Annotated in this window: 15 protein-coding genes; 11 read left to right on the plus strand and 4 right to left on the minus strand. The window is 49.3% G+C overall.

Going from position 1 to position 25,269, the window contains the following annotated elements; all coding sequences use genetic code 11:
• Positions 1–7: 7 nt before the first annotated feature.
• The 7 genes from MKX74_RS05070 (at position 8) to MKX74_RS05100 (ending at position 12,755) form a co-directional block, all read left to right on the plus strand.
• Positions 8–3,307: a cellobiose phosphorylase gene (locus MKX74_RS05070; RefSeq protein ID WP_341177703.1), complete on the plus strand. Its 3,300-nt coding sequence runs from the start codon at positions 8–10 to the stop codon at positions 3,305–3,307.
• Between the two features lie 903 nt (positions 3,308–4,210).
• Positions 4,211–5,857, plus strand: a complete 1,647-nt coding sequence (locus MKX74_RS05075) for an ABC transporter substrate-binding protein (RefSeq protein WP_341177704.1) — start codon at positions 4,211–4,213, stop codon at positions 5,855–5,857.
• A 111-nt stretch (positions 5,858–5,968) separates the two neighbouring features.
• Complete coding sequence (locus MKX74_RS05080; protein ID WP_341177705.1) at positions 5,969–6,973, plus strand: ABC transporter permease; 1,005 nt, start codon at positions 5,969–5,971, stop codon at positions 6,971–6,973.
• Positions 6,974–6,992: 19 nt separating this feature from the next.
• On the plus strand, positions 6,993–7,889 hold the full coding sequence (nikC, locus tag MKX74_RS05085; RefSeq protein WP_341177706.1) for a nickel transporter permease: 897 nt from the start codon (positions 6,993–6,995) through the stop codon (positions 7,887–7,889).
• A 91-nt stretch (positions 7,890–7,980) separates the two neighbouring features.
• Positions 7,981–9,396: a deoxyguanosinetriphosphate triphosphohydrolase family protein gene (locus MKX74_RS05090; RefSeq protein WP_028591103.1), complete on the plus strand. Its 1,416-nt coding sequence runs from the start codon at positions 7,981–7,983 to the stop codon at positions 9,394–9,396.
• A 498-nt stretch (positions 9,397–9,894) separates the two neighbouring features.
• Positions 9,895–11,742: a methyl-accepting chemotaxis protein gene (locus MKX74_RS05095; protein ID WP_341177707.1), complete on the plus strand. Its 1,848-nt coding sequence runs from the start codon at positions 9,895–9,897 to the stop codon at positions 11,740–11,742.
• 2 nt (positions 11,743–11,744) lie between these two features.
• Positions 11,745–12,755, plus strand: a complete 1,011-nt coding sequence (locus MKX74_RS05100) for a TRM11 family SAM-dependent methyltransferase (RefSeq protein WP_341177708.1) — start codon at positions 11,745–11,747, stop codon at positions 12,753–12,755.
• 66 nt (positions 12,756–12,821) lie between these two features.
• Here MKX74_RS05100 and MKX74_RS05105 read toward each other — a convergent pair whose 3' ends face one another.
• From MKX74_RS05105 to MKX74_RS05115, 3 genes are all read right to left on the minus strand, one after another.
• Positions 12,822–13,385: a TetR family transcriptional regulator gene (locus tag MKX74_RS05105; RefSeq protein WP_133568545.1), complete on the minus strand. Its 564-nt coding sequence runs from the start codon at positions 13,383–13,385 to the stop codon at positions 12,822–12,824.
• Positions 13,366–14,601 (minus strand): MFS transporter, encoded by a 1,236-nt coding sequence (locus tag MKX74_RS05110; protein ID WP_341177709.1) that lies wholly within the window; start codon positions 14,599–14,601, stop codon positions 13,366–13,368. Before MKX74_RS05110 ends, MKX74_RS05105 begins: the two co-directional genes overlap by 20 nt.
• Positions 14,602–14,792: 191 nt before the next feature.
• The gene (locus MKX74_RS05115; RefSeq protein WP_341177710.1) at positions 14,793–15,752 is read right to left on the minus strand and encodes a D-2-hydroxyacid dehydrogenase; all 960 of its coding nucleotides are present in this window, start codon (positions 15,750–15,752) and stop codon (positions 14,793–14,795) included.
• A 411-nt stretch (positions 15,753–16,163) separates the two neighbouring features.
• Here MKX74_RS05115 and thpR point away from each other — a divergent pair, with 411 nt between their 5' ends.
• The 3 genes from thpR to MKX74_RS05130 all read left to right on the plus strand — a co-directional run bounded on the left by thpR (position 16,164) and on the right by MKX74_RS05130 (position 18,526).
• On the plus strand, positions 16,164–16,760 hold the full coding sequence (thpR, locus tag MKX74_RS05120) for an RNA 2',3'-cyclic phosphodiesterase (protein ID WP_341177711.1): 597 nt from the start codon (positions 16,164–16,166) through the stop codon (positions 16,758–16,760).
• A 98-nt stretch (positions 16,761–16,858) separates the two neighbouring features.
• Positions 16,859–17,698, plus strand: a complete 840-nt coding sequence (locus MKX74_RS05125) for a cell wall hydrolase (RefSeq protein WP_341177712.1) — start codon at positions 16,859–16,861, stop codon at positions 17,696–17,698.
• Positions 17,699–17,842: 144 nt separating this feature from the next.
• Entirely contained in the window at positions 17,843–18,526 is a 684-nt protein-coding gene (locus MKX74_RS05130; RefSeq protein WP_341177713.1) for a metal-dependent hydrolase, read from the plus strand.
• Positions 18,527–18,752: 226 nt separating this feature from the next.
• Here the strand turns inward: MKX74_RS05130 and MKX74_RS05135 are convergent, their stop codons facing one another.
• Positions 18,753–19,958 carry an MGDG synthase family glycosyltransferase gene (locus MKX74_RS05135; RefSeq protein ID WP_341177714.1) on the minus strand — a complete coding sequence of 402 codons (1,206 nt, stop codon included), beginning with the start codon at positions 19,956–19,958 and terminating at the stop codon, positions 18,753–18,755.
• 610 nt (positions 19,959–20,568) lie between these two features.
• On the opposite strand from MKX74_RS05135, the gene gltB reads away from it, so the two are divergent.
• Positions 20,569–25,170 (plus strand): glutamate synthase large subunit, encoded by a 4,602-nt coding sequence (gene gltB / locus MKX74_RS05140; protein WP_341177715.1) that lies wholly within the window; start codon positions 20,569–20,571, stop codon positions 25,168–25,170.
• Positions 25,171–25,269 lie beyond the last annotated feature (99 nt).

Below are 25,269 nucleotides of genomic sequence, written 5' to 3' on the forward strand. Positions count from 1 at the left end.
GTGACGTATGACAACGAATTACTATTTTGATGACGAAGGTAAATTCGTAATTGACCAGTATCAGCAGGTGAAGCCGTTCTCCAGCTTCCTGCCGGGAATTGCTGGCATTGATGGCATCCCGATGTGGGCGTATTATGTGAATCGCGGACAGGGGATTGCGAGCTTCGGGGTTGAGGACAAGAATGGTGCCATCATGGAATTTTTTCCAGCGGATCGCAGCTATAGCCTCGTGGCGTTGCATGGCTTTCGCACGTTCGTGAAGCATAGACCTGCCTTGCAGCACATGGATCCTGCACAAGCCACGGCTGATCCAACGTCCTCCTCAGAGCAGAGTAACAGGAGTGCTTCAGGTGATTCCTATGAATGGGGCTATCGTGAGATTTTCTCGACCATGAACATCCAAGAGCAAGAACAACAGCAGATGCGAATCTCACGGAATCAGCTGGAACTGGTGAGTTCGGATACGGATACAGGACTTCAAGTGCAGGTGCGGTACTATACTTTACCTGGCGAGAGCCATGCTGCCCTTGTGCGGCAGGTGGAGCTACGGAATACCAGTGATGCAGCCCTGGAGCTGGAGGTACTGGACGGAATGCCTGCCGTCCTGCCATTCGGGATCGAGAATGCAGCGTACAAAGAGCTAGGCTACACCCTGAAGAGCTGGATGGATGTCGAGGGACTGGGTAGCCAGGTTCCGTTCTACAAGCTGCGCGGCAGTACAGCGGATACGAGCGAGGTTCACAGGATTGAAGCAGGTCATTTTATGTATAGCTTCATGGAGCAAAATGGCCACGAACAGCTACTCCAACCATTGGTAGATCCCGGTCTTATATTTGGCAGCAATACGGCTCTGACCATGCCAGAGGGATTTCTTCGTACCTCCATTCGGGAGCTGCTGAACCAGCCACAGATAACCACCAACAAGGTTCCTTGTGCCTTCAGCGGATATGACGTTGAACTGGCTGCAGGGGCGACAGTTCGCCACTGTATGGTCATCGGTCATGTTCAGCGCATTGAGGACATTACAGAACGGCTTAATGAACTGGCCACGATGAATTATATCCAGCGGAAGGAGCGGGAAGCGGAGCAGTTGGCTCATGCTTTGACCGACGATATGGAGACCCGTTCTGCGGTGCCGCTCTTCGATGAATATTGCCGCCAGAGTTATCTGGATAACCTGCTGCGAGGTGGTTATCCGCTGTTGCTGGATAATGGCACGGAGAAGCCCCACGTCTATCATGTGTACTCACGCAAGCATGGGGACCTGGAGCGAGATTATAACTTCTTCAAGCTTCAGGCAAGAACGTATTCACAAGGCAATGGGAACTTTCGGGATGCCAATCAGAACCGCCGCAATGATGTATGGTTCCACCCGGAGATTGAGGATTTCAACATCCGCATGTTCATGAGCTTCATTCAGCCTGACGGCTACAATCCACTTGTAGTAAAAGGCTGTAGCTTCCGGCTTCGTACCATGGATGAGGAACTGCTTCAGTTGGTTGGTTCTGAAGCGCATGAGTCCTTTCGTGCACTCTTGTCAGGTCACTATACACCGGGGGAGCTTGTCGATTGGAGTGAGCGGTTCAAGAAAGTTCTAACGGTTGATCCTCCAGAGCTCGTAACAAGGGTGCTGGGCTGCTCGGAACAGAGCTTCGAGGCGGATTTTGGCGAAGGCTACTGGACAGATCACTGGACATATAATCTGGACCTGATCGAAAGCTATCTAGGCGTCTACCCTGATCGCTTGACGACATTGCTCCTGACCAGGGAATATCGTTATTATGACAGTCCTGCCTGGGTGCAGCCACGTCAGCATAAATATGTACAGCTCGATGATGGACGAATTCGTCAGTATGGGGCCGTGCTGGAAAGCAAGGAGAAGGAGGCACAGCTCCATGCTCGTGAGCGGGATGCGAGCTGGGTTCGTACACAGCAGGGCAAGGGAGAGATCTATCTATCCAATCTGCTAGAGAAGCTGTTCTCGCTCGCGATGATCAAGCTGGCAACGCTCGACCCCGAGGGTCTAGGCATTGAGATGGAGGCTGGTAAGCCGGGCTGGAATGATTCAATGAATGGGCTTCCAGGACTTATGGCTTCTGGATTCGGAGAGCTGTGCGAGCTGCAGCGTATGATCCAGTTCCTGCTGAGCGCACTTCAACAATTGCCACAGGATAGCACGGTTCGACTGCCGGTCGAGATGGTTCGGCTCGTGGATAGAGTGGACTGTGCTCTTGGAGCCTACGAACAGTCACAGCATGGACGTGAGCGGGATCATACCTTCTGGGCTACGGTGTCGGAGGCTAGAGAGGCTTACCGATGGGCTGTTCGTTGGGGCTTTGATGGGGCGGAGGAGGAGCTGAAGCTGGCTCGTATTCAACGTATTCTGATCAAGGCTGAGGGTAAGCTGCACGAGGGGATGAAGAGAGCGCTGGACATCGGTGAAGGCCTGTATCCTACGTACTTTTACTATGAAGCTAGTCAGTATGAGGTTAGTACAAATGAAGATGGACACAGCCAGATTGAGATCAAGGCGTTCAAGCGACATGATCTTCCGCATTTTCTGGAGGGACCTGTTCGGGCATTGAAGGTGAAGGGAGCGCCAATCTCGCCACAGGAGCTGCACCGCCATATCCGTAGTAGTGGACTGTATGATGAAGCGTTAGGGATGTATAAGGTTAATGAAAGTCTGGATGGGCAGCCGTTCGAGCTAGGCCGCTCTCGTGCATTTACACCGGGCTGGCTGGAGAACGAGTCCATATTCATGCATATGGAATTCAAATATCTGTTGGAGTGTCTGCGTAACGGGCTGTATGATGAATTCTTTGCAGACCTGCAGCGCGCGTTGCCCCCGTTCATGGATGCAGCAGTCTATGGACGAAGTACGCTGGAGAATAGCTCCTTCATTGCCAGCAGTGCGAATCCGGACGAGAGTCTGCATGGCACAGGATTTATTGCAAGGCTCAGTGGCTCTACTGCTGAATTTCTTCATATGTGGCTGTATATGATGATGGGAGAGAAGCCGTTCCGATATGAGCAGGGTAGGCTGACCTTCCGGCTTGCGCCGAGTCTGCCTGACTGGCTTTTTGACTCAGAGGGAACGCTGTCATTCCGCTTACTGGGAAGCTGTGAAGTGACGTATATTCGAGCGAATCGACAGGATACTTTTTCGCAGAACACGCTGGCCACAAGCTACGAGTTAATGTACAAGGACGGCAGCAGCAAAGCAATTCAAGGGGCTGTTCTTGAGGAGCCGGAGGCATACGATGTAAGGGAGCGTCGAATCGCTCGCATGAACGTATATTTGTAGCTGTGTATATAGTGTGAAATTTGTGAATGCACAAATGCACAAATGCACAAATATGATGGCATCATAGCTGTAATAGGGATAACGAATATACTGGAATGTTGCTGAGGATGTCCTTCTACCGATCGGAAAGCCATGAGCTTAAGCAAAGCATGGTGTGAATGAAGGTGGAGGTCATCCTTTTTTTTATTTTATAAGGAAATTTTATCTTGTCATTATACTTAACACCATGAATAAGCTAACTTAATTCCAATTACGAATAAATGTAAAAAAGACTTGTCTATTCTTCTGTTCTATTGTAAAGTTACCATTAATCACCTCTTTTCAATTGTTATGTATGTTATTTTACTTGACGTGTAGCAGTGTGATGCTCCATACCACGACAGGATTTACATACACTAGAAAACCCCGTACACCAAGAGCGATCCTTCACCGCGTTAACACCATGCCAAGACATCCATGTTCTGTTTTTCTTCCACTAGCTTAGATCTCATCTACAGTAAGTCATCCAGTATGCAAGCCAACTCTACTAGACCTACAGCATATGTCCGCCGAGGAATGCAATTATATATGATCATATTGCAGTGTATGCTACCCAACTTCCAGGTTCGCAGTAAATCGAATTCTAATCAAATTCCAGTCAAATTCTAGTCAACTCAACTCTAATAATTCTGGTTATTCTAGTAAACTCTAGTCCATTCTAGTCCAGTACCTTTTAATCCACTAATCGAATGTGTCTCTACATTTAAGATCCACTGGATGTCTGCGTCATTTTGACGTATGCCGTCTTTTGTTGTCATATTAACAGTGAATATATGTTATTTGGTATATATTATGTCATTTTAGTGACGTTTATTTTGTGTTACATCCATTCATTATATAAATGCTGCTGAAAGGGGTTATTCAATGTTGAAGAGAAGATGGTGGAGTGGTGTACTGATTCTTGTATTGGCGGTTATGGTGGGTATTTCCGGTTGCGGTGGAGGCTCCAATGAGGCAGCACCTGAGCCGGGCAATGAGCCGGCACCTGAACAGGATGCGACAGTACAGGATACATTGATTTTCGGACGGGGTGGAGATTCAGTAGCACTTGATCCCGGTATTGTTACAGACGGAGAATCTTTGAAAATTGCACAGCAGGTATATGATACGTTGCTGTCCTATGAGCCGGGTTCCACAAAAGTCCAGCCTTCTCTTGCCGAGAGCTGGGAAGTGGCTGAAGACGGTCTGACGTACACGTTCAAGCTTCGTCAGGGAGTCAAATTCCATGATGGAACCGACTTCAATGCGGAGGCGGTGGTTTTTAACTTCGAGCGTTGGAGTGACCCAGCCAGTGAATACAAGTTCGAGGGAGATTCCTTCGATTATTATGATTCCATGTTCGGTAGTGAGGATAGCCGGGTGATCAAGGAGGTCAAAGCCGTTGATGAGCATACGGTGCAATTCACGCTGAACCAGCCGCAGGCGCCTTTCTTGCAGAATATTGCCATGTCCAGCTTCGGGATTGCCAGTCCGACAGCTGTGAAGGAGAAGACTACCAATTTCAAGAGCGAGCCGGTAGGGACGGGGCCATTCGTATTCAAGGAGTGGAAGCGCAATGATTCCATTACCCTGGAGAAGAACCCGGATTACTGGCAGGAAGGCTTGCCTAAGCTGAACAAAGTGATTGTGCGTTCCATTCCCGACAATACGGCTCGCTTCAATGCCTTGCAGAATGGTGAGATCGACATCATGGAGGATCTGAATGCGGATGATCTGACTGTACTGGAGAGCAATGCGAACCTGCAGAAGATCGAACGTCCTTCCTTTAATGTAGGATATGTTGGTTTTAATACGAAGAAGAAGCCGTTTGATGATAAAAAAGTACGTCAGGCTCTGAACCACGCTGTCAATAAGCAAGCTATTGTGGATGCCTTCTTTGGTGGCTCCGCTCAGGTGGCGAAGAATCCTTTACCACCAACCCTTTGGGGCTATAACGATGAAATTCAGGATTACGCCTACGACCCAGAGAAGGCGAAGGTATTGTTGGCTGAGGCTGGCTACCCTGATGGCATTGCCGAGGAACTTATCTTCTATGCGATGCCGGTATCCCGTCCTTATATGCCAGATGGCCGTAAGGTTGCTGAGGCTATTCAGGCAGATCTGGAGAAGATCGGCGTCAAGGTCAGCATCCAATCCCCAGAGTGGGCTACTTATCTGGATGACTTGAAGGCTGGAGAGAAGGATGACCTGTATATGCTGGGCTGGACAGGGGATAACGGTGACCCGGACAATTTCATTTACACCCTGCTGGATAAAGATACGATTCCAGGCAATAACCGAAGCTTCTATGTAAATGAAGAGCTGCATACCATTCTGGTGGAGGCACAGAAGGAAGTGGATCAGGACAAGCGTGCCGAGCTATACAAGCAGTCACAGGTCATCATCAAGGAAGATGCCCCGTGGATTCCGCTGGTTCATACGACACCACTTATGGCAGCCTCATCCAATCTGAAAGGCTATACCCCATCTCCAACTGGCTCCGAGCCATATGCCAGCATTTACTTTGAGTAAGATATAACCTCAGACAAAGTGAACCTCGGCGGTATGTTCCGCGGCATGTGTAAGCCGCATTGGGACAGCCGCCGACATGTTCATGTCTGAGCTAGTGGATGGTGACCTGACATGAATTCTTACGTACTCAAACGAATACTTGTATTAATTCCAGTACTTTTTGGCATGACGATCATTGTATTTTCTATTATACATGCCATTCCGGGGGACCCTGCAGATACGATTCTGGGAGATAAAGCCACAGAGCAATCCAAGCAAGCACTACGAGATCAGCTTGGGCTCGACAAGCCCTGGATTCAACAATATGGAGCTTATCTTAGCGAGCTAATGCGTGGCGATCTGGGTGACTCTATTCGGACCCGAGAGCCCATTGCCCGGGAAATTCTACCCTATCTTGCAGCAACGCTGGAGTTGACGGCGGCGAGCATGTTTTTTGCTTTATTCGTCGGGGTAAATGCCGGGATTATCAGTGCATGGAGACAGAACTCCTGGTTCGATTACGCCTGTATGGTGGTTGCTCTTGTCGGTGTGTCCATGCCAATATTCTGGCTGGGACTGATGGAGCAGTGGATATTTGCGAACAAGCTGCAATGGCTACCGTCGATTGGCCGGATGAATCCGCGTGATCCGGTGGAGTCGGTGACGAATCTGGCAGTTATTGATGCCATGCTGGCAGGTCGCTGGGACCAGCTATGGGTAGTCATCAAGCATCTCATATTGCCAAGTATTGCGCTTGGTACGATTCCGATGGCGGTTATTGCCCGAATGACTCGCTCCAGCATGGTCGAGGTGATGAGCTCCGACTATATTCGCACTGCACGTGCCAAGGGGCTCGCTCCATTTTATATCGTATATCGACATGCCTTGAAGAATGCGGCCATACCCGTGCTGACGGTCGTAGGGCTCCAGACGGGCTCCTTATTGGGTGGCGCAGTTCTGACAGAGACCATTTTTGCATGGCCAGGTGTCGGACGCTATATCTATGAAGCCATCAGTGCCCGAGATTATCCAGTTATTCAGAGTGGCATTCTGATTATTGCCTTTATGTTCGTTGTAATTAATCTAGTGGTTGACCTGCTGTACGCTTTCATTGACCGCCGGATTCGCTACCAGTAAAGACAGGCAGGAGGACGTTATGAGTGAGATGATGTTGAATACCCAGGAGCGGCGAGTCGTTGTACCAGCGAGACCACGATCCGGGCCATGGCGCGATGCATGGAGGTCCTTCAAGCGTAACAAGTCAGCGGTAATTGGCCTGCTGGTTATTATTTTCTTCATTATAATAGCGCTTGGAGCTCCATGGATCGCACCAGGAGACTATAAGGAGCAGAAGTTGACCAACCGTCTGCAGGCACCATCAGCCGAGCATTGGTTCGGGACGGATGATCTGGGTCGGGATATTCTGACACGCACAATTTATGGGGCCAGAATTTCTCTGTGGGTAGGCTTCGTGTCTGTGATTGGTTCGATTGTGGTAGGCACGGCACTGGGGATCATGGCAGGCTTTTTTGGAAAATGGGTGGACATGCTCATTTCGCGTTTGTTTGATATCCTGCTAGCTTTCCCGGCCATCCTGCTGGCCATCGCAATTGTCGCGATTTTGGGGCCTTCCTTACAAAATGCCCTATACGCCATTGCCATTGTGAATGTACCGACTTACGGACGACTGGTCCGCTCCAAGGTGCTCAGTCTGAAGAACGAAGAGTACATTACAGCGGCGAAGGCTATGGGGGGGAGCAATGCACGAATCTTGATTAGACACATCCTTCCGAATAGCCTGACACCGATCATTGTTCAGGGTACGCTGGGTATTAGCACAGCTATTATTGAGGCTGCTGCTCTTGGCTTTCTGGGCATGGGGGCTCAGCCGCCTCTCCCAGAATGGGGCAAAATGCTGTCGGATTCCAGGCAGTTCATTCAGACGGCACCTTGGACCGTCTTTTTCCCAGGCCTCGCCATCATGCTGACTGTTCTTGGCTTCAACCTGCTGGGTGACGGGCTGCGTGATGTACTTGACCCTAAAATGAAATAGAAGAGGGAAGTCTGGGCATGGCAGTGGCTACACGCTTTTCGGAAAGCCTAAAAATGTGTATAATCACTCCAATAGGTTGGGAGTGAAACGTATGACATGGAAATCAAAAAGAGAACATCGCCAGCATCCTGAGGATTTGCGTGTGGATGCTTCGCGAGCTGCATATGAACGAGATTATTCCAGGCTGATCCATTCGCCGACGTTTCGAAGATTGCAAGGAAAGTCGCAGGTGTTTGGCGCTGGAACAGGCGATTATTATCGGACAAGACTTACCCATTCTCTGGAGGTTGCCCAGATTGCGAGAGAGGCTGCGCGCAGTCTGATTCGCTCCTACCCGGAGGTGCTGGCGGAGCAGGCCGATAATCCTGGATTGATCATTGACTCTGAGGTCGTCGAATGTGCCTCCATTGCTCATGACTTCGGGCATCCTCCTTTTGGACATAAGGGAGAAGAGGTGCTGGATGGTATTCTGGATCAGCTGGTGCATACCAAAGCCGAGCAGTTGGCGCTGTCACAGGGCTTTCCGCCACAATCCGAACCAGCTCTGCAAGCACGCGTCGCCATGCGACATAAGTATGAGCACTTTGAAGGCAATGCTCATAACTTTCGGCTTATGATGTTTCTGGAGAAGCGTGAGAATATTGATGGCCTGAATCTGACGGATGCAGTCCTGTTGGGTGTCAATAAATATCCGTACCCGGGAACGGTAAATAAGAAGGGGATGTATCTGCACGAGTGGCAATATATTCAGGCTATTCGCAACGACTGGGAAATTCCGAATGGGAAGAAGACGCTGGAGGCTCAGCTCATGGACCTTTGCGATGATATCGCCTATTCGGCTCATGATCTGGAGGATGGCATCAAGGCTGGCAAGATTGAGGTGCATGAACACTTTCTCTATGATCCGTATCTCAAGCGGCTGATTGTAGAGAAGATTACGACGCTGGAGGATGCCTTCTGGCAAGGCTGGACGGAGGAGCAGATTGGTCCGAAGGTGGATCAGGTGTTGTCGGAATTCCTCAAGGTATGGACTAGCAAAATGCCACTCTGCGAGCACGACTATTCCCGGACGAGACGAGAGGTCAAGGCTTACTGGGTAAGCTTGTTCGTAAGCAGTCTTGGTGTCATCGAAGATGGCAACTGGAAGAAGGTTACTTTCGTGAAGGAAGGGAAAGAGGATCTGGATATGCTGCGCACGGTGAGTGTCTTGAAGAGCTTTGCATGGGTGACGATGATTCGTGATCTGCGAGTGCAGCGTCTCCAGAAGCGAAGCGAATGGATGCTGAAGCGCTTATGGCAGGCTTTTCTAGATCCGGAGACCTCGAAGTCGATTATTCCGAGCGACTGGCTTCAGCGCTATGAGCGCGATCAGGCCAAGCCGAATCCGATCTGGACCTGGGAGCATATGGTCATTGACTATATTGCCGGAATGACAGACGCCTTTGCTGAGAAAATTTATAATGAGCTATACGGTCTGAAGGTAGGGTCTATCTACGATCTGGACTGATCTTATCTCATGGGTCCGCCTATTTGGTTGATCAGATATTCTAATGATTTGGTCATCTTCATGTAGATTCACTACAAGTAGATTTAGGTCACATTCATCCTCATAATCGTTAAAGCGAAGCAGAGCAGCATTCTCCTGTATTAGGGGGTGCTGCTCTTCGTTTTTAGTTATGTACTATTTGCTATAACTGTTTGCTTTAAAGTATAGATGCTGAGCTGAGCATAACCATGTCTATTTCATGGCTTTGGATAGATTCTAATGTTCATGCGGAATGTCATTGTTCCCTGACACAGAGGTCCTTATAATATAGGTTCGTATATTTCAGAAGGGTTCGATATTGGGCATGATGCCTGATTTTATGTAAGGGTTTATTAAACTTTCACCAATTTGTGTTAACTTTTCGCTCATAGCTTGACAGTAGGTAGCAAACTGCCGACACTAGCAATATAGGTCTATATAACTATGAAAGATGACGATTGAAGGAGTGGGCAGAAGGATATGGAAAAGGGAAAAAAATGGAGAGAGAAACGTACTGTAAAAGCTCGATCGCCCCAACAACGAAGCTGGAAGCATATATTTAGAGAACAGGCTTCCAAGCTACGTACAATCCCGTGGTCCAGCTTGCACAAGGGACTGGATGCCCGTGCCAGCATCAAAAGCTTCGTTCGGCTCATCTTTGGCATGCTTGTAGTCTACCTGCTGATCTTTGGAGCGCTGACATTATATCAGACGCTGAAAATGCAGCAGAGCACAGACGGAATTGTGAATCGGATCATGCCGTCTCTTGAGCATATTAACAATGTCCATTTTGCTACAGAACATATCCTAACACTTAGTTTTCGACATTTTGCTACGAGTGCACCAGCAGAGCGGGAGCTTATAGAGGAAGAACGGGCGGTAATGATTCGTACCGTAGCTGACAGCATGAAGGTGTTGAAGGCTACTGCCACAGATCCGACTGAGCTAGAGCATCTGGAGTCCTTGCGGAGCAAATGGGACCAGTATCTCAAGCTGAATACGCAGGCATTGAAGCTGAGCCAGGATGGGCAAGGGGAGCTGGCCTCGGAGGTTGCCGAGAAGGGCATGGATGCTTTTAATGTTATGCAGGGGGATATGGATCAATTAATCAGTCTGAACAAGGAGCGGGTGAGCGGAGAGGTAAGCCACGCTGAGAATAGCTTCACCTTGGCACTCTGGATTACCGTCATTTGTCTTCTGATTGCGGTAGCCGCAGCTTATTTTGCCAATCAACAAATGTTCCGCAAAATCGTAAAGCCACTGATGGATGTAACTCATGGTGTGAAGGTAGTCGCAGCGGGAGATTTGAGCGGTCAGGATATTGAGGTCCGCAATCAGGATGAGATCGGCACGCTGGTGCATGCTGTGAATGCGATGAAGCATAATCTGGTTGCAATGGTGACGAATATTCAGGATATTTCAAGTCTGATGAACCAGCGGAGTGGGGAGCTTAATGTATCTGCTGAGGAGGTCAGAGCTGGAAGTCTACAGATCTCGGTGACGATGGAGGAATTGACGAAGGGGGCGGAAAATCAAGCCCAAACAGCAGCGGATTCGGCCAGAACGGTAACTGAGCTAAGTGAGCACATTGTGAAGCACGCACGTCAAGGACAAGAGCTGCAGCAGACCTCACAGCTTGTCAGGGGCCAAGGAGAGAACGGTCAGCTTGCGATGAAGAATCTGGGACAGCAAATGCAAGCGATTGCAGGTCTGGTCAAGGACGCAATGAGCAGGGTCACGGAGCTGGATCATAAGAATCAAAGTATTACCAAGCTTGTGGGTAACATTCGTGAGATTGCCAGCCAGACCAACATGCTTGCATTGAATGCTACAATAGAAGCAGCACGTGCTGGTGAGAGTGGACGAGGATTTGCCGTGGTGGCAAAGGAAGTAAGCCTACTGTCCGCAGCAGTAAGTGACACAGTCGCCGAGATCACGGATATGACGGCTGGGATTCAGCAGGATTCCCGTACAATTGTGAAGCTTCTGGAGGACGGCGTGGAGCAGACAGATCAGGGCGATCGGCAGATGATCGTTACAGGAGACGCGTTCAAGGAGATCATTTTATCGGTAGAGCAGATGGCAGATATCATTACAGAAATTGGCGAGCGACTGCACGCGATGGAGCAGTCCAGTATGATAATGAAGGAACACAGCGAGAATATTTCGGCAGTGTCCGAGCAATCGGCGGCAGGAGCACAAGAAGTTACGGCATCGGTACAGCAACAAAGCGGAACTCTGGACACCGTGGCTGGCAGTATTCTGGAGCTGAAGGAGATGTCAGATAAGCTGCTGCAATCGGTGTCGCGCTTTACCCTAGGAGGATGATGATGGAAATAGACAAAGCGCATCACAACTTTGCATGGACTTACAACGAGCGCGCGTTAGAGAAATCTGAGAAATACCTCTATGTATACACCTGTCATATTACAGAACGAGAGCTGTGCCAATTGGAGCTTGACAGCTTGTTCGGGCAGCCGCCGCAGCACGATCATCTATATATGGCTAACAGAAGGATAGAACCGGGGCAAAGTGCGTTTATCCGTCTGCGGCTGGAAGTGCTAGCATGCTCTTCCGAATGGGAGGATATTTGTGAGTACGCCAGGCAGCTACGACTGCCTGAAGGGGAGACCTTCAAGGTTCATTGTCTAAAGGAAAGCGATATGCCCTTGGATTACTCGGAGCGAAGACATCTGGAGCGCCAGCTCGGCATGCTAATTCAAGGCTCAGCTCGTATGAAGAATCCCGATTGTACATTGGGGCTGACCTATGTCGAAGGAGAATGGGTGCTCGGACTTTGTGAAGAAAGTGATCGTTCGTGGTTGGAGCGCAGGCATAAGCCCTATAACTATTCGACAGGTCTACCGATGGTAGCAGTGAGAGCTTTGATTAATATAGCCTTGCCTGATGCTGAAGGCCGAACTTTGATTGACCCCTGCTGTGGAATGGGCAACGTCCTGATTGAGGCGCTGCATATGGGGATCAGAGCCCAAGGGGGAGATATGAATCCGCTGGCTATTCAGGGGGCACGCGTCAATCTTAAGCATTACGGCTATGGAGAAGAATACGTCACCCTAGATGATATGAATCATATCACAGCTCGTTATGATGCGGCGGTACTGGATATGCCCTACAATCTGTGCTCAGTTCAGTCAGTGACGGAACGAGAGAATATGCTTGCAAGCCTTAGAAAAATGACAGATCGGGCTATCGTTATCAGCATGGAATCCATCAAGGAATCACTAGAGCAGGCAGGGTGGATGGTTATGGATACAGCGAGGCTGTATAAAGGGGAAAAGAGCTCCATGGTCAGAATGATTTACGTCTGTGAGTCTCACTAGGTACACAAGACCAGGCCCACTTACAGACGTAAATCCAATTAACCGTGTGTGTGGTTGGTACAACGTCTAATGCTGGATTCCAGACCAGAATACTTTCCATGCAATGGCTATAGCTTGTTCGTAGGATTGGCGAGTCTCATAAACGAGCTGGACATCTAGCCCATCCATAAGAGTAATGAAAGCGATGGTCGCTTCTTCAGGACTTAGGCTGTTCAACGGCTGTCTAGCGAACGCAGCTGCCAACTCCTCTTTGAGCGTCCCGAGGTAAGTCCGATATTGGGCCATGATATAATCATGAACTTCCAGCGGTGTAATAAAGGACAGGACGTACATTAAAGACACATTTGGATGTGTTAGAAAGCGATTTTTGTGCTCCAGTAAAAAATGATACAGCTGCTCCTCTAGCGAAGGGGAAGCAGGTCCGTTGAAATAGCTCTTAACAAAGTGCTGCTCAGACTGAACTGCTTCCTTATATACTTCCAGCAGCAGCGCCTTTTTGGTCGGATAATGGTAAGCAAGAGATTGCTTGCGGATACCGGCCTCTTCGGCGATCTGTGCCATCTTGGTCCCTTCGTAGCCCAGACGGTTAAAATGCTGTACGGCGATATCCTTAATTCGTTGTTTGCTCAAGGTCTGCCTCCCTTGGAAGATCAGTATGCTTCCTGTTGTGCCTCCACTGTACTCGGCTGTAACCCAAGTATAACATTACATACACTACTAAAATTCCGATAGCAATACAATACACCACGGTATACGAAGATACAGAGGCAACGAGGCCTAGCAACAATGAACCGCCCCCGATACCGAGGTCGAAGAAATTGAAGAAGGACGACATTGCACTCTCATGCTCATGCTCCTCTACGAGGTTTACGCACCACGTCTGGATGGCTGGGAAGATTGCACCGAAGCCAAATCCGTATAACGCCCCTGAGATTAGAAAATGTAGCTCACTCTTAGCGATAATCAGTATTAGCAAGCCAGCCATGGCGAATCCGGCTGAGGGGAGCAGTACCGAGCCTGGACCCAGTCGGTCGAACATCGTTCCGGAAAATAAACGGACCACAAAACTTGCAAGGGCTACAACGAAGAAGAACCAGGCAACATTCCCGAAGCCCCGCTCTGCTGCAAATAAAGCAACAAAGGACATAATGGAGCCAGCTGCCACTCCTACCAGCATTATTAGAAGTGCTGGAAACAGTACCTTTCGTTCAATAAGCTTGACGGTAACCACGGGATGGCCAGATAGCTGCTGGTCCTTGAGTTGTCTGGGATGTCGGGATACGAATACAGCCATTAGAAGAGCAAGGAGGATAATGCACATTCCGCCAACAAATAAGCTTTGATAGTTATATTGGAGCAGTAGACTTGTACCAATGAGTGGGCCAATGGATATGGCTACAGTCTCACCAACGCCGAAATACCCCATGCCTTCACCGCGTCGATGCTTGGGAATATGCTCTGTGGCGATTGTGGCAAAAAACGTAGTCGCCAGACCAAAGCCGAATCCATGTATGATACGAAGGAGTAAAATCATCCAAATACCTGACGAGAGGTAGTATGCTCCTGTTACTAGGGCGCAGATAGTAATACCAGCGAGCAAGAGGTGTTTCTTGTCCATACGCGTCGCTAATACAGGAGTAAAAGGACGGACAAGAATAGCAGAGAACATGAAAATGCCAGTGACCAAGCCGATCTGTGAAGCGTCTCCTCCAAGGATTGAGACGAATAAGGGCAAGGTGGGAAGCAGCATTTCAAAGGCCATGAACAGCAACGCATTGGCCAGCATAACAAAGATAAAGGATCTCCTCCACAATTTTTGCGTGTTACTTACGGGCATGGTACTCATAACAATTGCCTCCATAATAGTTGTTGAGGTGATTTTACCTGACGATCGTCAGATTGTAAATGAATTAAGCAAAAAAAAGCCGTCCCCGATCATCTTCATGATCGTAGGGACAGCCGGAAGTAATGTTTGCGTCCTGTATAGTTCACAATGTTTGATCACCGCCGCAAGGTCTCATTTACTCCAAATCTCAGTTAATATTTCTTACTATAATCTACACGATTGCGACCGGGCTGTTGACCCTTGATGTAATCTTGTAGATTCTCCAGGAAAATCGGCAGGACTCGTTCGCTATAACGATCTGTGCTTCCGGCAATATGAGGAGTGATCAGGACATTGTTCATGCTCCATAGCGGGTGCTCAGCTGGTAGTGGTTCTTCCTCGAATACATCCAGTCCTGCATAGGCCAGTGTACCTTGCTCCAGTGCCTGAATGAGGTCATCCGTATTGACCGTGCTGCCACGGCCTACGTTGATGAAGCTGCTGCCCGGCTTCGCGGCCTGAAATGCACGTTCGTCGAACAAGTGATGAGTCTCTTCTGTGTATGGGAGAATGTTCACAATGACGTCAGCCTGTGCCAAGGCATCGTACAGGCCATCCATCGTATACATGTGATCCACATGCGGTACACTCTTCCCTGAACGGCGAACACCTAGCACTCGCATACCGAAGGCGCTGGCAATCCGGGCTGTCTCTGATCCGATCTCGCCGACGCCGACGATCAGCATGGTCTTCCCGTGAATTTCACCCAACTCGGATGCTGGAGGAGACCACTGACGTTGTGGCTGATGCTGAGCAGAGGGATGGATATACCGGGTATGTGCGAGCAGGAGGCCGAAGATCATCTCAGTAATGGGAATGGCATGGACTCCACTGGCATCCGTCAATACGATATTTCGATTCGCAAGCTTCTCCAAAGGCATCTTATCTATGCCAGCGGACCAGCTCTGGATCCAGCGCAGCTTGCTATCCTCATGAAGTGCAGCAGCCTCCAAGCCTCGTGACCAGCCGATGAGAATTTCCGCTTCCTGGATAATCGCTGGGTCGATCTTCTTGGCTTTCCCCAGAATAAGGCGGAATTCGGGAGCAGCTTCCCGAATCTGTGCTTCCTGCTCGGTCGTCAGATGATGCAGACATACTATAGTTCTCGACATGGTACTTGACATTCTGATTCCTCCCAAGTCATTCGCATGATATTACTTATCTATTTCTCAGCATAACAGATGAATGCAAGACCTGCCCAAGATATAGATCCATACGCTTCAATTGCTTTATATCAGTAATTTAACCCATTTAGCAGTGGTCACGCACAAGTCATGATCCGCTAACAGCCATGCTAGGCATGCATAGCATGGTGATGCTCGAGTTATACTGACTCCACAGCAAGTACCTTGACACAGATTAGATGAGAGTAGAGGATGCTATCCGTTAAGCACACACGTTCCATGTCCTTTAATCTGCACATATGTAGTCAAGGTGCTGATGCATGATAAGATGACACACAAGGCAACATAGAGCTACGTAACAGAAGGTTGCACTAAATGTAGTTAGGAGAGGGATGCTGAATGACCCCGCCGAATAAGGGTGCTGCTTCGCAAGAAAGAATATTTATCGCTGTTCCATTGCCAGACAGCCTCAAGGAGCAATTGCACGAGTGGGCTGAGATTTTGCGATCAGAGGTTTCTTTTCGCAAATGGACAGATTGGCGAGATTACCATATCACACTTCAATTTTTGGGAGATACGGATACGGCCCGGATTGCTGATCTTGTGCTGGCATTGAAGCGATCGACTGATGACCTTGTGCCATTTCAATTGAAGCTGGGAGCTGTAGGAACTTTTGGTACAACTGACCGACCGCGGGTTCTGTGGCAGGATGTTGAAGGGGAGGTGGATCACTTATATCGCTTGCAGGAGCGAATTGTGGATGCTACTGAGCCACTGGGCTTCCAGAGAGAGGCCAGAGCCTACCATCCGCACATCACAATTGCTCGCAATTACACGGGTACAGCCGCATTCCAGCACTCAGAGGATACGAATCTTCCACTTATAAATTCGACCTGGAAGGTGGAGTCTTTTGTCGTCTATGCGACACAATTAGGGCAACGACCAATGTATAGAGTTGTGGGTGAAATACCAATAAAAGGGTCCGAAACTTGCTAAACTTCTCTACAAGTGATAATATTGTTCAGCGTTATTCAAAAGTCACATTTTCGGTTACATATACGTTTAAGTGTGCCTAATGTAGCGGGAGGAACAATATGGATATCATTAAAGAGAATCGTTGGGTAGCACCGATGTTAAGCGTGCTGCTGGTATGTATAGTGGGGATTAGTCTGTATTCTGAGGTGCAAAATAAACACAAAATTTCGGAGGCTGTAATCTATAATTCTATCTATTGGTCGGGCATTGGCGAACGATCTATGCAACAGGGCAGGATCAGCTCTATGCATTTCTTAAAGGAATCTGATACATCCGTCCCAACCGGGAAAGAAATGCATAGATGGAAACAGATTGAATCGGCTCCCATGCTTCTGAATCAAGTGGAGGAAACGAAGCGACGAGCTATGGCGGAAGCCAAGCGAGCTGCTCAGGTTCAAAAAGCGGAGGCTGCCAAGAAGACAGCAGCTGTGGCCGCAACCTCACAGACCCATACCCCCCCTAACAAAATCTTCTTTACGCGTACGCAAACGCTCACGCAGGCAGAACAAGCCAAGTCTACCTGGAGCTACAGCGTCAAGGCGAATGAAGTGCTTTTGCTGCAAAAAATCGTAATGGCAGAAGCTGAAGGCGAACCGTACGAAGGCAAAGTGGCAGTTGCCAACGTTGTCTTGAACCGGCTGCGGTCAGCCAATTTCCCAGATACAATCCAAAATGTCATCTATCAAAAAGCTCAATTTAGTCCGGTAGCGAACGGGCGTCTTCGTCGTGTTCAGCCTAATGAGGATTGTATTCGTGCTGTGAACGAAGCGCTGAATGGTGTGAAGGCTGTGCCTGACAATACGTATTACTTCTTGTCTCTTACGTTGGCTCAGGATCTGACCGTTCATCATAATCGTGAGAAAGTGAAGACGATCGGGAATCATACTTTTTATAAATAATCGTGCGTCTTATAAATAATCGTGCGTCGTCATGTGCGGTTCTATTCGGCTTATGTACTGACAAGTGTATTTGTCCTCCGTTATAACGATAGAATTGAGGGTAAATAATAGCATGCGCTTAACATTTGGAGGTGCCGTTGAATCATGAAAATTACGTACTACGGACATTCTGCAATTTTAGTAGAGGAAGCGGGCAAACGATTCATATTTGATCCGTTCTTGACAGGTAATGCACTTGCTACTATTAAACCGGAAGAGATTCAAGTGGATGCCGTTCTATTGACTCATGGTCATGCTGATCATTTCGGAGATGCTGTGACGATCGCAAAGAATAACGATTGCCCAATCATAGCGGTCTATGAATTAGCGGAATATTGTACCTCACTGGGCGCAAAGGCAGAGCATATGAATATCGGGGGAGGCTTTCAGTTCGACGACTTCCACGTAAAATTCACACCAGCCCTGCATAGTTCTTCACTGACTATGGATGGGCAGACCATCTATATGGGCGAGCCAGCAGGCATACTGTTAACGCTAGGGGACAAGGTGTTCTATCATGCCGGAGATACGGCTTTGTTCAGTGAGCTTCGTCTAATTGGAGAAAGACATCAGATTGATGCTGCAGCATTGCCAATTGGAGACAAGCTCACTATGGGGCCCGATGATGCGTTGCTGGCTGCTTCCTGGATTCGAGCCAAACGAATCATCCCTGTGCATTATGATACCTTCCCCGGGATTGAGCAGGACCCTGTAGCCTTCTGTGAACGATTGGCCCAGGAGGGGCTTGAGGGCAGGCCGCTGCGTCCGGGTGAGAACTTTGAATTCTAGGAGAAGAAGACACGGTACGAATGCCATTTTCACCTGCATCTCTAACAACTAGCCTGTGAACTAAGGTAGATATGATGTGGACAGAAAACGATGTGCGTTATAGATGACAGAGGGTCGAGAGTATGCCTGTACTAATTGTACTGAGCGTCACTCTCGACCCTTTACTTTTTGGCTGAATTTAGCCCATGCTTAAATTTATAATTTGGTTTATCATGTTACTCAGCACTCAGCTTAGCCTGGCAGTCTCCTTGGTGCCAAGTGAATGCGAGGAAGGTGAAGATGGACCACCGACGCTACGGTGTGACGTCCTTTTCTCGGCATATTCTGGCGATAGGGTGCGGGAGGATACGAGCTGATGTACGACCCGTGCTCCTAACTGAGGGTGGTATGACTCCGCTCTAAGCCGGGAGTCGCCTATGCGAATGAGCTCCTCGATAGCTTGCTCCAGATCTGTTACATGCTCAAGCGTGAGCCCGTAGCCCTGCTCGATAAAATAATTGCGGTTCTCCTCCTCCTGTCCGGGAAGGGCTGGGAGGAAGAGCATCGGGATGCGTTTGACCATGGCTTCTGTACAAGTCATGCCTCCAGGCTTGGTAATGAGTACATCCGAGGCGTCCATCAATTGGCTAATCTTGTGAGTGTATCCAAGGATACGCACATGGGGATGATGCCATTGCGGATTCGAATGCAGCTGGTGGTAGAGCTTGCGGTTACTGCCTGTACAAATAATTAACTGTATTCGACCCGATCGCTGGATTAATTGTTCCAGCATCTCATGCTGCGCCGTTATGCCCCAGCCACCACCCATCACAAGCGCGGTAGGCAGGTTTCGTAATCCGAGATTTCGGCGGATACGCTCTTTACTACCCTTGCTCCAGAAGTCAGGATGGACAGGGAGGCCCGTGACTGAGATACGTGAAGGCTCAGCCCCATGCGAAATGAGCACATCACGAACCTTCATGGCCGGAGCCAGATAGCCATCGACCTCGGCATTGACCCAGGTACCGTGTGCGTCATAATCGGTAATGAGCGTCAATAAAGGTATATTCAGACCTTGCTGCTTCAGATGCGCGATGACGGCCGCCGGAAAGGGATGGGAGCAGACGATAGCGTCCGGGCTCCATGCCGAGATGATGCTTAGGGCCTTGGCGTAGAAGAGCTTATGCAATGCTAGACGTGTGAATCCATTCAAAGGCTTGTGGTATCGCTTGCGATATAGGATGCCGATCAGCTCTGGCTGGACACTCACAGTTCGGCGGTAAGCATCCAGTAGCACCGGAACCAGCTTCGGATTCAGAACCGTTCCAAGCTCCATCACACACGTGTCAGTTTCCGGGAACAGGTGCTTTAGTCCGTCTGCCAGAGCCTGTGCTGCCTTGGTATGCCCTGTACCAAAGCCTTCGGACAATAGCATGATTCGTTTTGCTGACATGATACACCTACTTTGCTTCAGATCATTTTATAGCATGGTGGCACATGGCTTGAATGGATGATGATAATATGGATGAGAAAAAAGATGAAAGCTAGAGCTTCATTAAATAGAAGCCGTTATTCAAATTGTATAAACGAAAAGAAGATACTTCAATCGTTATTTGTAAATTATGAATGTGAATTCGTTTTATGACGATCTGTTTAAATAGAATAGATATGACTGATAGAAAATACACATATTAATGTATAAATATGCATTGAATCCCCCTGGTTTTTGCATCATTACGGTAATGCTGTACATCAAAAGATTTATTATCGCTATCATAAAAACTTTGAATTGCTTACGCGTTAGGTGAGTGTTACAATGATATAACTTAATCTTTCTAATAAGAGAGTAGCTGTATAATTATCGAGATTGCACTCCGGAAAGGCCGAACCTTTCCACCTCCAACACGCAAATCGACATCGTCGCCCTCGTATCGAGTGGTGATGTTCGTCATACCCTCTTTTCTCAGCCACTGCTGCTGAACATTTCATTTGTCGCTGCCGTCGTTTCCAATCCGTCCTTACTGAAGGATGGCCCTGATTTTATTAGAGAAAGGTTGCGTTCCATGAGACAGACAGGTTTACCTCCAAAACAGGGTCTATATGATCCTCAATTTGAAAAAGATGCTTGTGGTATGGGTTTTGTTGCAAATATAAAAGGCAAGCCATCTCATGATATTGTGACCCAGGCGCTCACGATGCTGGAGAACATGGAACATCGCGGTGGTCAGGGAAGTGAACCGAATTCCGGTGACGGAGCTGGGATCATGATTCAGATACCACATCAGTTTCTTGCTGCGGAGATGCAGAAGCTTGGTGTGAACCTGCCTGAACCTGGTCATTACGGCGTTGGTATGCTGTTCATGTCTAATGATGCGGATGTCCGCGCAGCACACCAGCAGCGCCTGCAGGAGATCATCGCGGAAGAAGGGCAGGAGTGCCTCGGCTTCCGTGAAGTGCCTACCTATGATGAGATGCTGGGGCGGACGGCCAAAGCAGCCAAGCCATATGTATGCCAAGTGTTCATTAAGCGTGCTGAAGGAATCGAGACGGATCTGGGCTTTGAGCGCAGGCTGTATGTCATTCGCAAGCGTGCGGAGCAGGCCATTCGATACAATGCAGAGGATGCACATGGCGAGAGCTTCTATGCTCCGAGTATGTCCTGTCGAAAAGTGGTCTATAAAGGCATGCTGACTACCGCGCAAGTAGGCCAGTTCTATCTGGATCTGCAGGATGAGCGTCTGTCTTCAGCAATCGCGCTGATTCACTCGCGTTTCAGCACCAATACCTTCCCGAGCTGGGATCGTGCGCACCCTTATCGCTTCATGATTCATAACGGTGAGATCAACACGATGCGCGGGAATGTGAACTGGATGCATGCTCGTCAGGCGCAGTTCGAGAGCGAGCTGTTCGGCGAGGATATCAGCAAGGTCAAGCCAGTCATCAATCCAGATGGCTCAGATACTGCAATGTTCGACAATACGCTGGAGTTCCTGTACTTGAGTGGTCGCTCCCTGCCACACGTAGCGATGATGATGGTACCGGAGCCTTGGAGCAACCATGAGGGTATGGATGCCACGAAGAGAGCATTTTATGAATATCACAGCACGATGATGGAACCGTGGGACGGCCCGGCTGCTATGGCGTTCACAGACGGTATCCAGATCGGTGCGATTCTGGACCGGAACGGACTCCGTCCAGCACGCTACTATGTGACGAAGGATGATCTGATCATTCTGTCCTCCGAGGTAGGCGTACTGAACATTGATCCAGCGAACATCCTCTACAAGGATCGTCTGCGCCCAGGTCGTATGCTGCTTGTGGATACAGAAGAAGGACGTATCGTGTCGGATGAGGAGGTTAAGGCAAGAATCGCTTCCGAGGAGCCGTATCAGGAATGGCTTGATGAGCATCTGATTGATCTCGCCGAGCTGCCTGACGCACCGGAGCTTCCTGAGCCGAAGCACGATAACGTGAATCAGCTACAACTATCGTTCGGGTATACCTTTGAGGAGCTGCGCAAGCTGCTGGAGCCTATGGCTTCCACCGGAGCAGAGCCAATCGGTTCCATGGGTTATGACGCTCCATTGGCCGTGCTGTCGGATAAGCCGCAGCGACTGTATAACTATTTCAAGCAGATGTTCGCTCAAGTAACGAATCCACCGATCGACGCGATTCGGGAAGAGATCGTAACAGCTACGGGGACGACGATTGGACCAGAGCGTAATCTTCTGCATCCAGAACCAGAGAGCTGTCGTCAGATTCGTCTGGAGACACCGGTGCTGTCGAATGAAGATTTTGCCAAGATCCGTCATGTTCACCGTCCAGGCTTCAAGTCCATGACGATTCCTATGTTCTTCAATGCGGCTGATGGCGCCGAAGGGCTGCGCAGTGCAATGGAGGGAATGTTCGAAGCGGCGGATCGTGTCATTGAGAAAGGGCATAATATCCTGATCCTGTCGGACCGTGGTGTCGATCACGACAATGCAGCCATTCCTGCACTGCTCGCAGTAGCCGGATTGCATCATCACCTGATCAAGCGCGGTACGCGTACGAAGGTGAGTATCTTGCTGGAGTCGGGAGAGCCGCGTGATATTCATCATTACGCGCTGCTGCTTGGCTATGGCGTAAGTGCAGTGAATCCGTATCTGGCATTTGAGACGCTGGACGACATGATTCAGCAAGGCATGCTGCGTGGCATTTCCCATGAGAAGGCCGTTAAGAACTACATCAAAGCCGCTACTAAGGGCGTGCTGAAAATTTTGTCCAAGATGGGGATTTCCACAATTCAATCCTATCGTGGAGCGCAAATCTTCGAAGCAGTGGGCTTGAAGCAGGACTTTGTCGATCAATACTTTACCTGGACACCTTCTCGCATCGGCGGAATCGGTCTGGAGGAAGTAGCGGCAGAAGCCCTGTCACATCATTATCGTGCCTTCAATGAGAAGGATGGCAATGACAAGGTGTTGGATTCCGGTGGTGAATACCAATGGCGCAATGATGGAGAGGAGCATCTGTTCAATCCACAGACCATCCATCTGTTGCAGCAAGCAGTTCGTACTGGAGATTACCAATTATATAGAAAGTATGCCACGCTGGTGCAGGGCGAGAATGAGAAGAAGCTGACCATTCGCTCGATGCTGAAGCTCAAGCCGGTAGGCGAGCCTATTCCGCTGGAGGAAGTGGAATCCGCTGAGTCCATCATGCGCCGCTTCAAGACCGGGGCCATGTCCTTCGGGTCGATCAGTAAGGAAGCGCATGAGGATCTTGCGATTGCCATGAACCGAATCGGAGGCAAGAGCAATACAGGTGAGGGTGGCGAAGACCCTTCTCGCTTCGTAAGAGACGAGAACGGAGACCTGCGTCGCAGCTCGATCAAGCAAGTGGCTTCAGGACGCTTTGGCGTAACCTCCAATTATCTGGTGAATGCGGATGAGATTCAGATCAAGATGGCACAGGGAGCGAAGCCGGGCGAAGGCGGACAACTGCCTGGTCGTAAGGTATACCCTTGGGTTGCCGAGGTTCGCGGTTCCACGCCTGGTGTGGGTCTGATTTCACCGCCGCCTCACCATGATATCTACTCCATCGAGGATCTGGCAGAGCTGATCTATGATCTGAAGAATGCTAATCCACGTGCAGATATTAACGTAAAGCTCGTATCTGAGGTGGGTGTCGGCACGATTGCAGCAGGTGTTGCCAAAGGACGTGCGGATATTATCCTGATTAGCGGCTACGACGGAGGGACAGGAGCATCACCACAAGGCTCCATTCGTCATGCAGGTATGCCATGGGAGCTGGGACTTGCTGAAGCTCATCAGACGCTGATGATCAACAATCTGCGTGATCGTATCGTACTGGAGACGGACGGCAAGATGCTGTCTGGACGCGATCTGGCTGTAGCTGCTCTGCTGGGTGCTGAGGAATATGGCTTCTCTACCGCTCCGCTGGTAGCGCTTGGCTGTATTATGATGCGGGTATGCCAAATGGATACTTGTCCAGTAGGTGTGGCTACCCAGAATCCGGAGCTGCGCAAGAACTATATGGGGGACCCACAGCATGTCGTGAACTTCATGCGCTTTGTGGCTGAGGATGTACGTGAGATCATGGCTGAGCTGGGCTTCCGTACTATTCAGGAGATGGTAGGACGTACCGATTGTCTGGATGCGAATCATGCGGCCAATCACTGGAAGAAGAAGGGCGTAGACCTGTCCGTGCTTCTCCATGTGTCTGAGCTGGCTGCAGGCAGTGAGCGAGTTCGCACACAGCGCCAGAATCATGGTCTGGAAGAGACGCTGGATATGCAGCACCTGCTTCCACTCGCTGCACCAGCGCTTGAAGATAGCATTCCTGTAGAAGCAACACTCCCAATCACGAATGTGAACCGTGCCGTTGGTACGATTTTGGGAAGCGAGGTTACCCGCCGCTATGGAGCAGCGGGACTTCCGGAGGATACCATCCGTCTGAACTTCACAGGTTCGGCTGGACAGAGTCTGGGTGCCTTTGTTCCTAAGGGAATCACGATCAAAGTGGAAGGTGATTCCAACGACTATGTCGGAAAGGGACTTTCTGGTGGTAAAATTATCGTCAAAAAGCCAGCTGAAGCGACATTCGAAGCGAATAAGAATATTATTATAGGTAATACGGCCCTGTACGGTGCTACTAGCGGTGAGGCCTACATTAATGGTATTGCCGGAGAACGCTTTGCTGTTCGTAACTCTGGGGTCAAGGTCGTCGTAGAGGGTGTAGGCGATCATGGCTGTGAGTATATGACAGGCGGACGTGTAGTCGTGCTCGGGGATACTGGACGGAATTTTGCAGCAGGAATGTCCGGGGGGATTGCGTATGTGTATGATCCGGAAGGCACCTTCCTGGAACGCTGCAATCTGGAGATGGTACTCCTGGAGCGTGTAGAGGATATAGCTGAGGCCGCAGACCTAAGAGGGCTGATCCAACGTCATGCAGAGTACACAGGTAGTGAAATCGCTGAGCATATTTTGAATGACTGGCAGAATGCCATTGGGCATTTTGTACGGATCATTCCTAAGGACTACAAGCGGATGGTCGAGCATATTGAGAAGGTTGAAGCGACAGGCTTGACTGGAGATGAAGCTCTGCTTGCAGCCTTTGAAGCTAGTATGCGTGAATTAGCACGTGCCGGCGGGAATTAATTTGGACTCTGGTAGAGACCCCTCAGGGTGCACTATCAAGGTTACCCAATCATAGTTGAATATTGTCATAGCTGAATATTGGATTTGAAAAAGACCTGT

The organism is Paenibacillus sp. FSL K6-1230 (assembly GCF_038002385.1).
Classification (GTDB): domain Bacteria; phylum Bacillota; class Bacilli; order Paenibacillales; family Paenibacillaceae; genus Paenibacillus; species Paenibacillus massiliensis.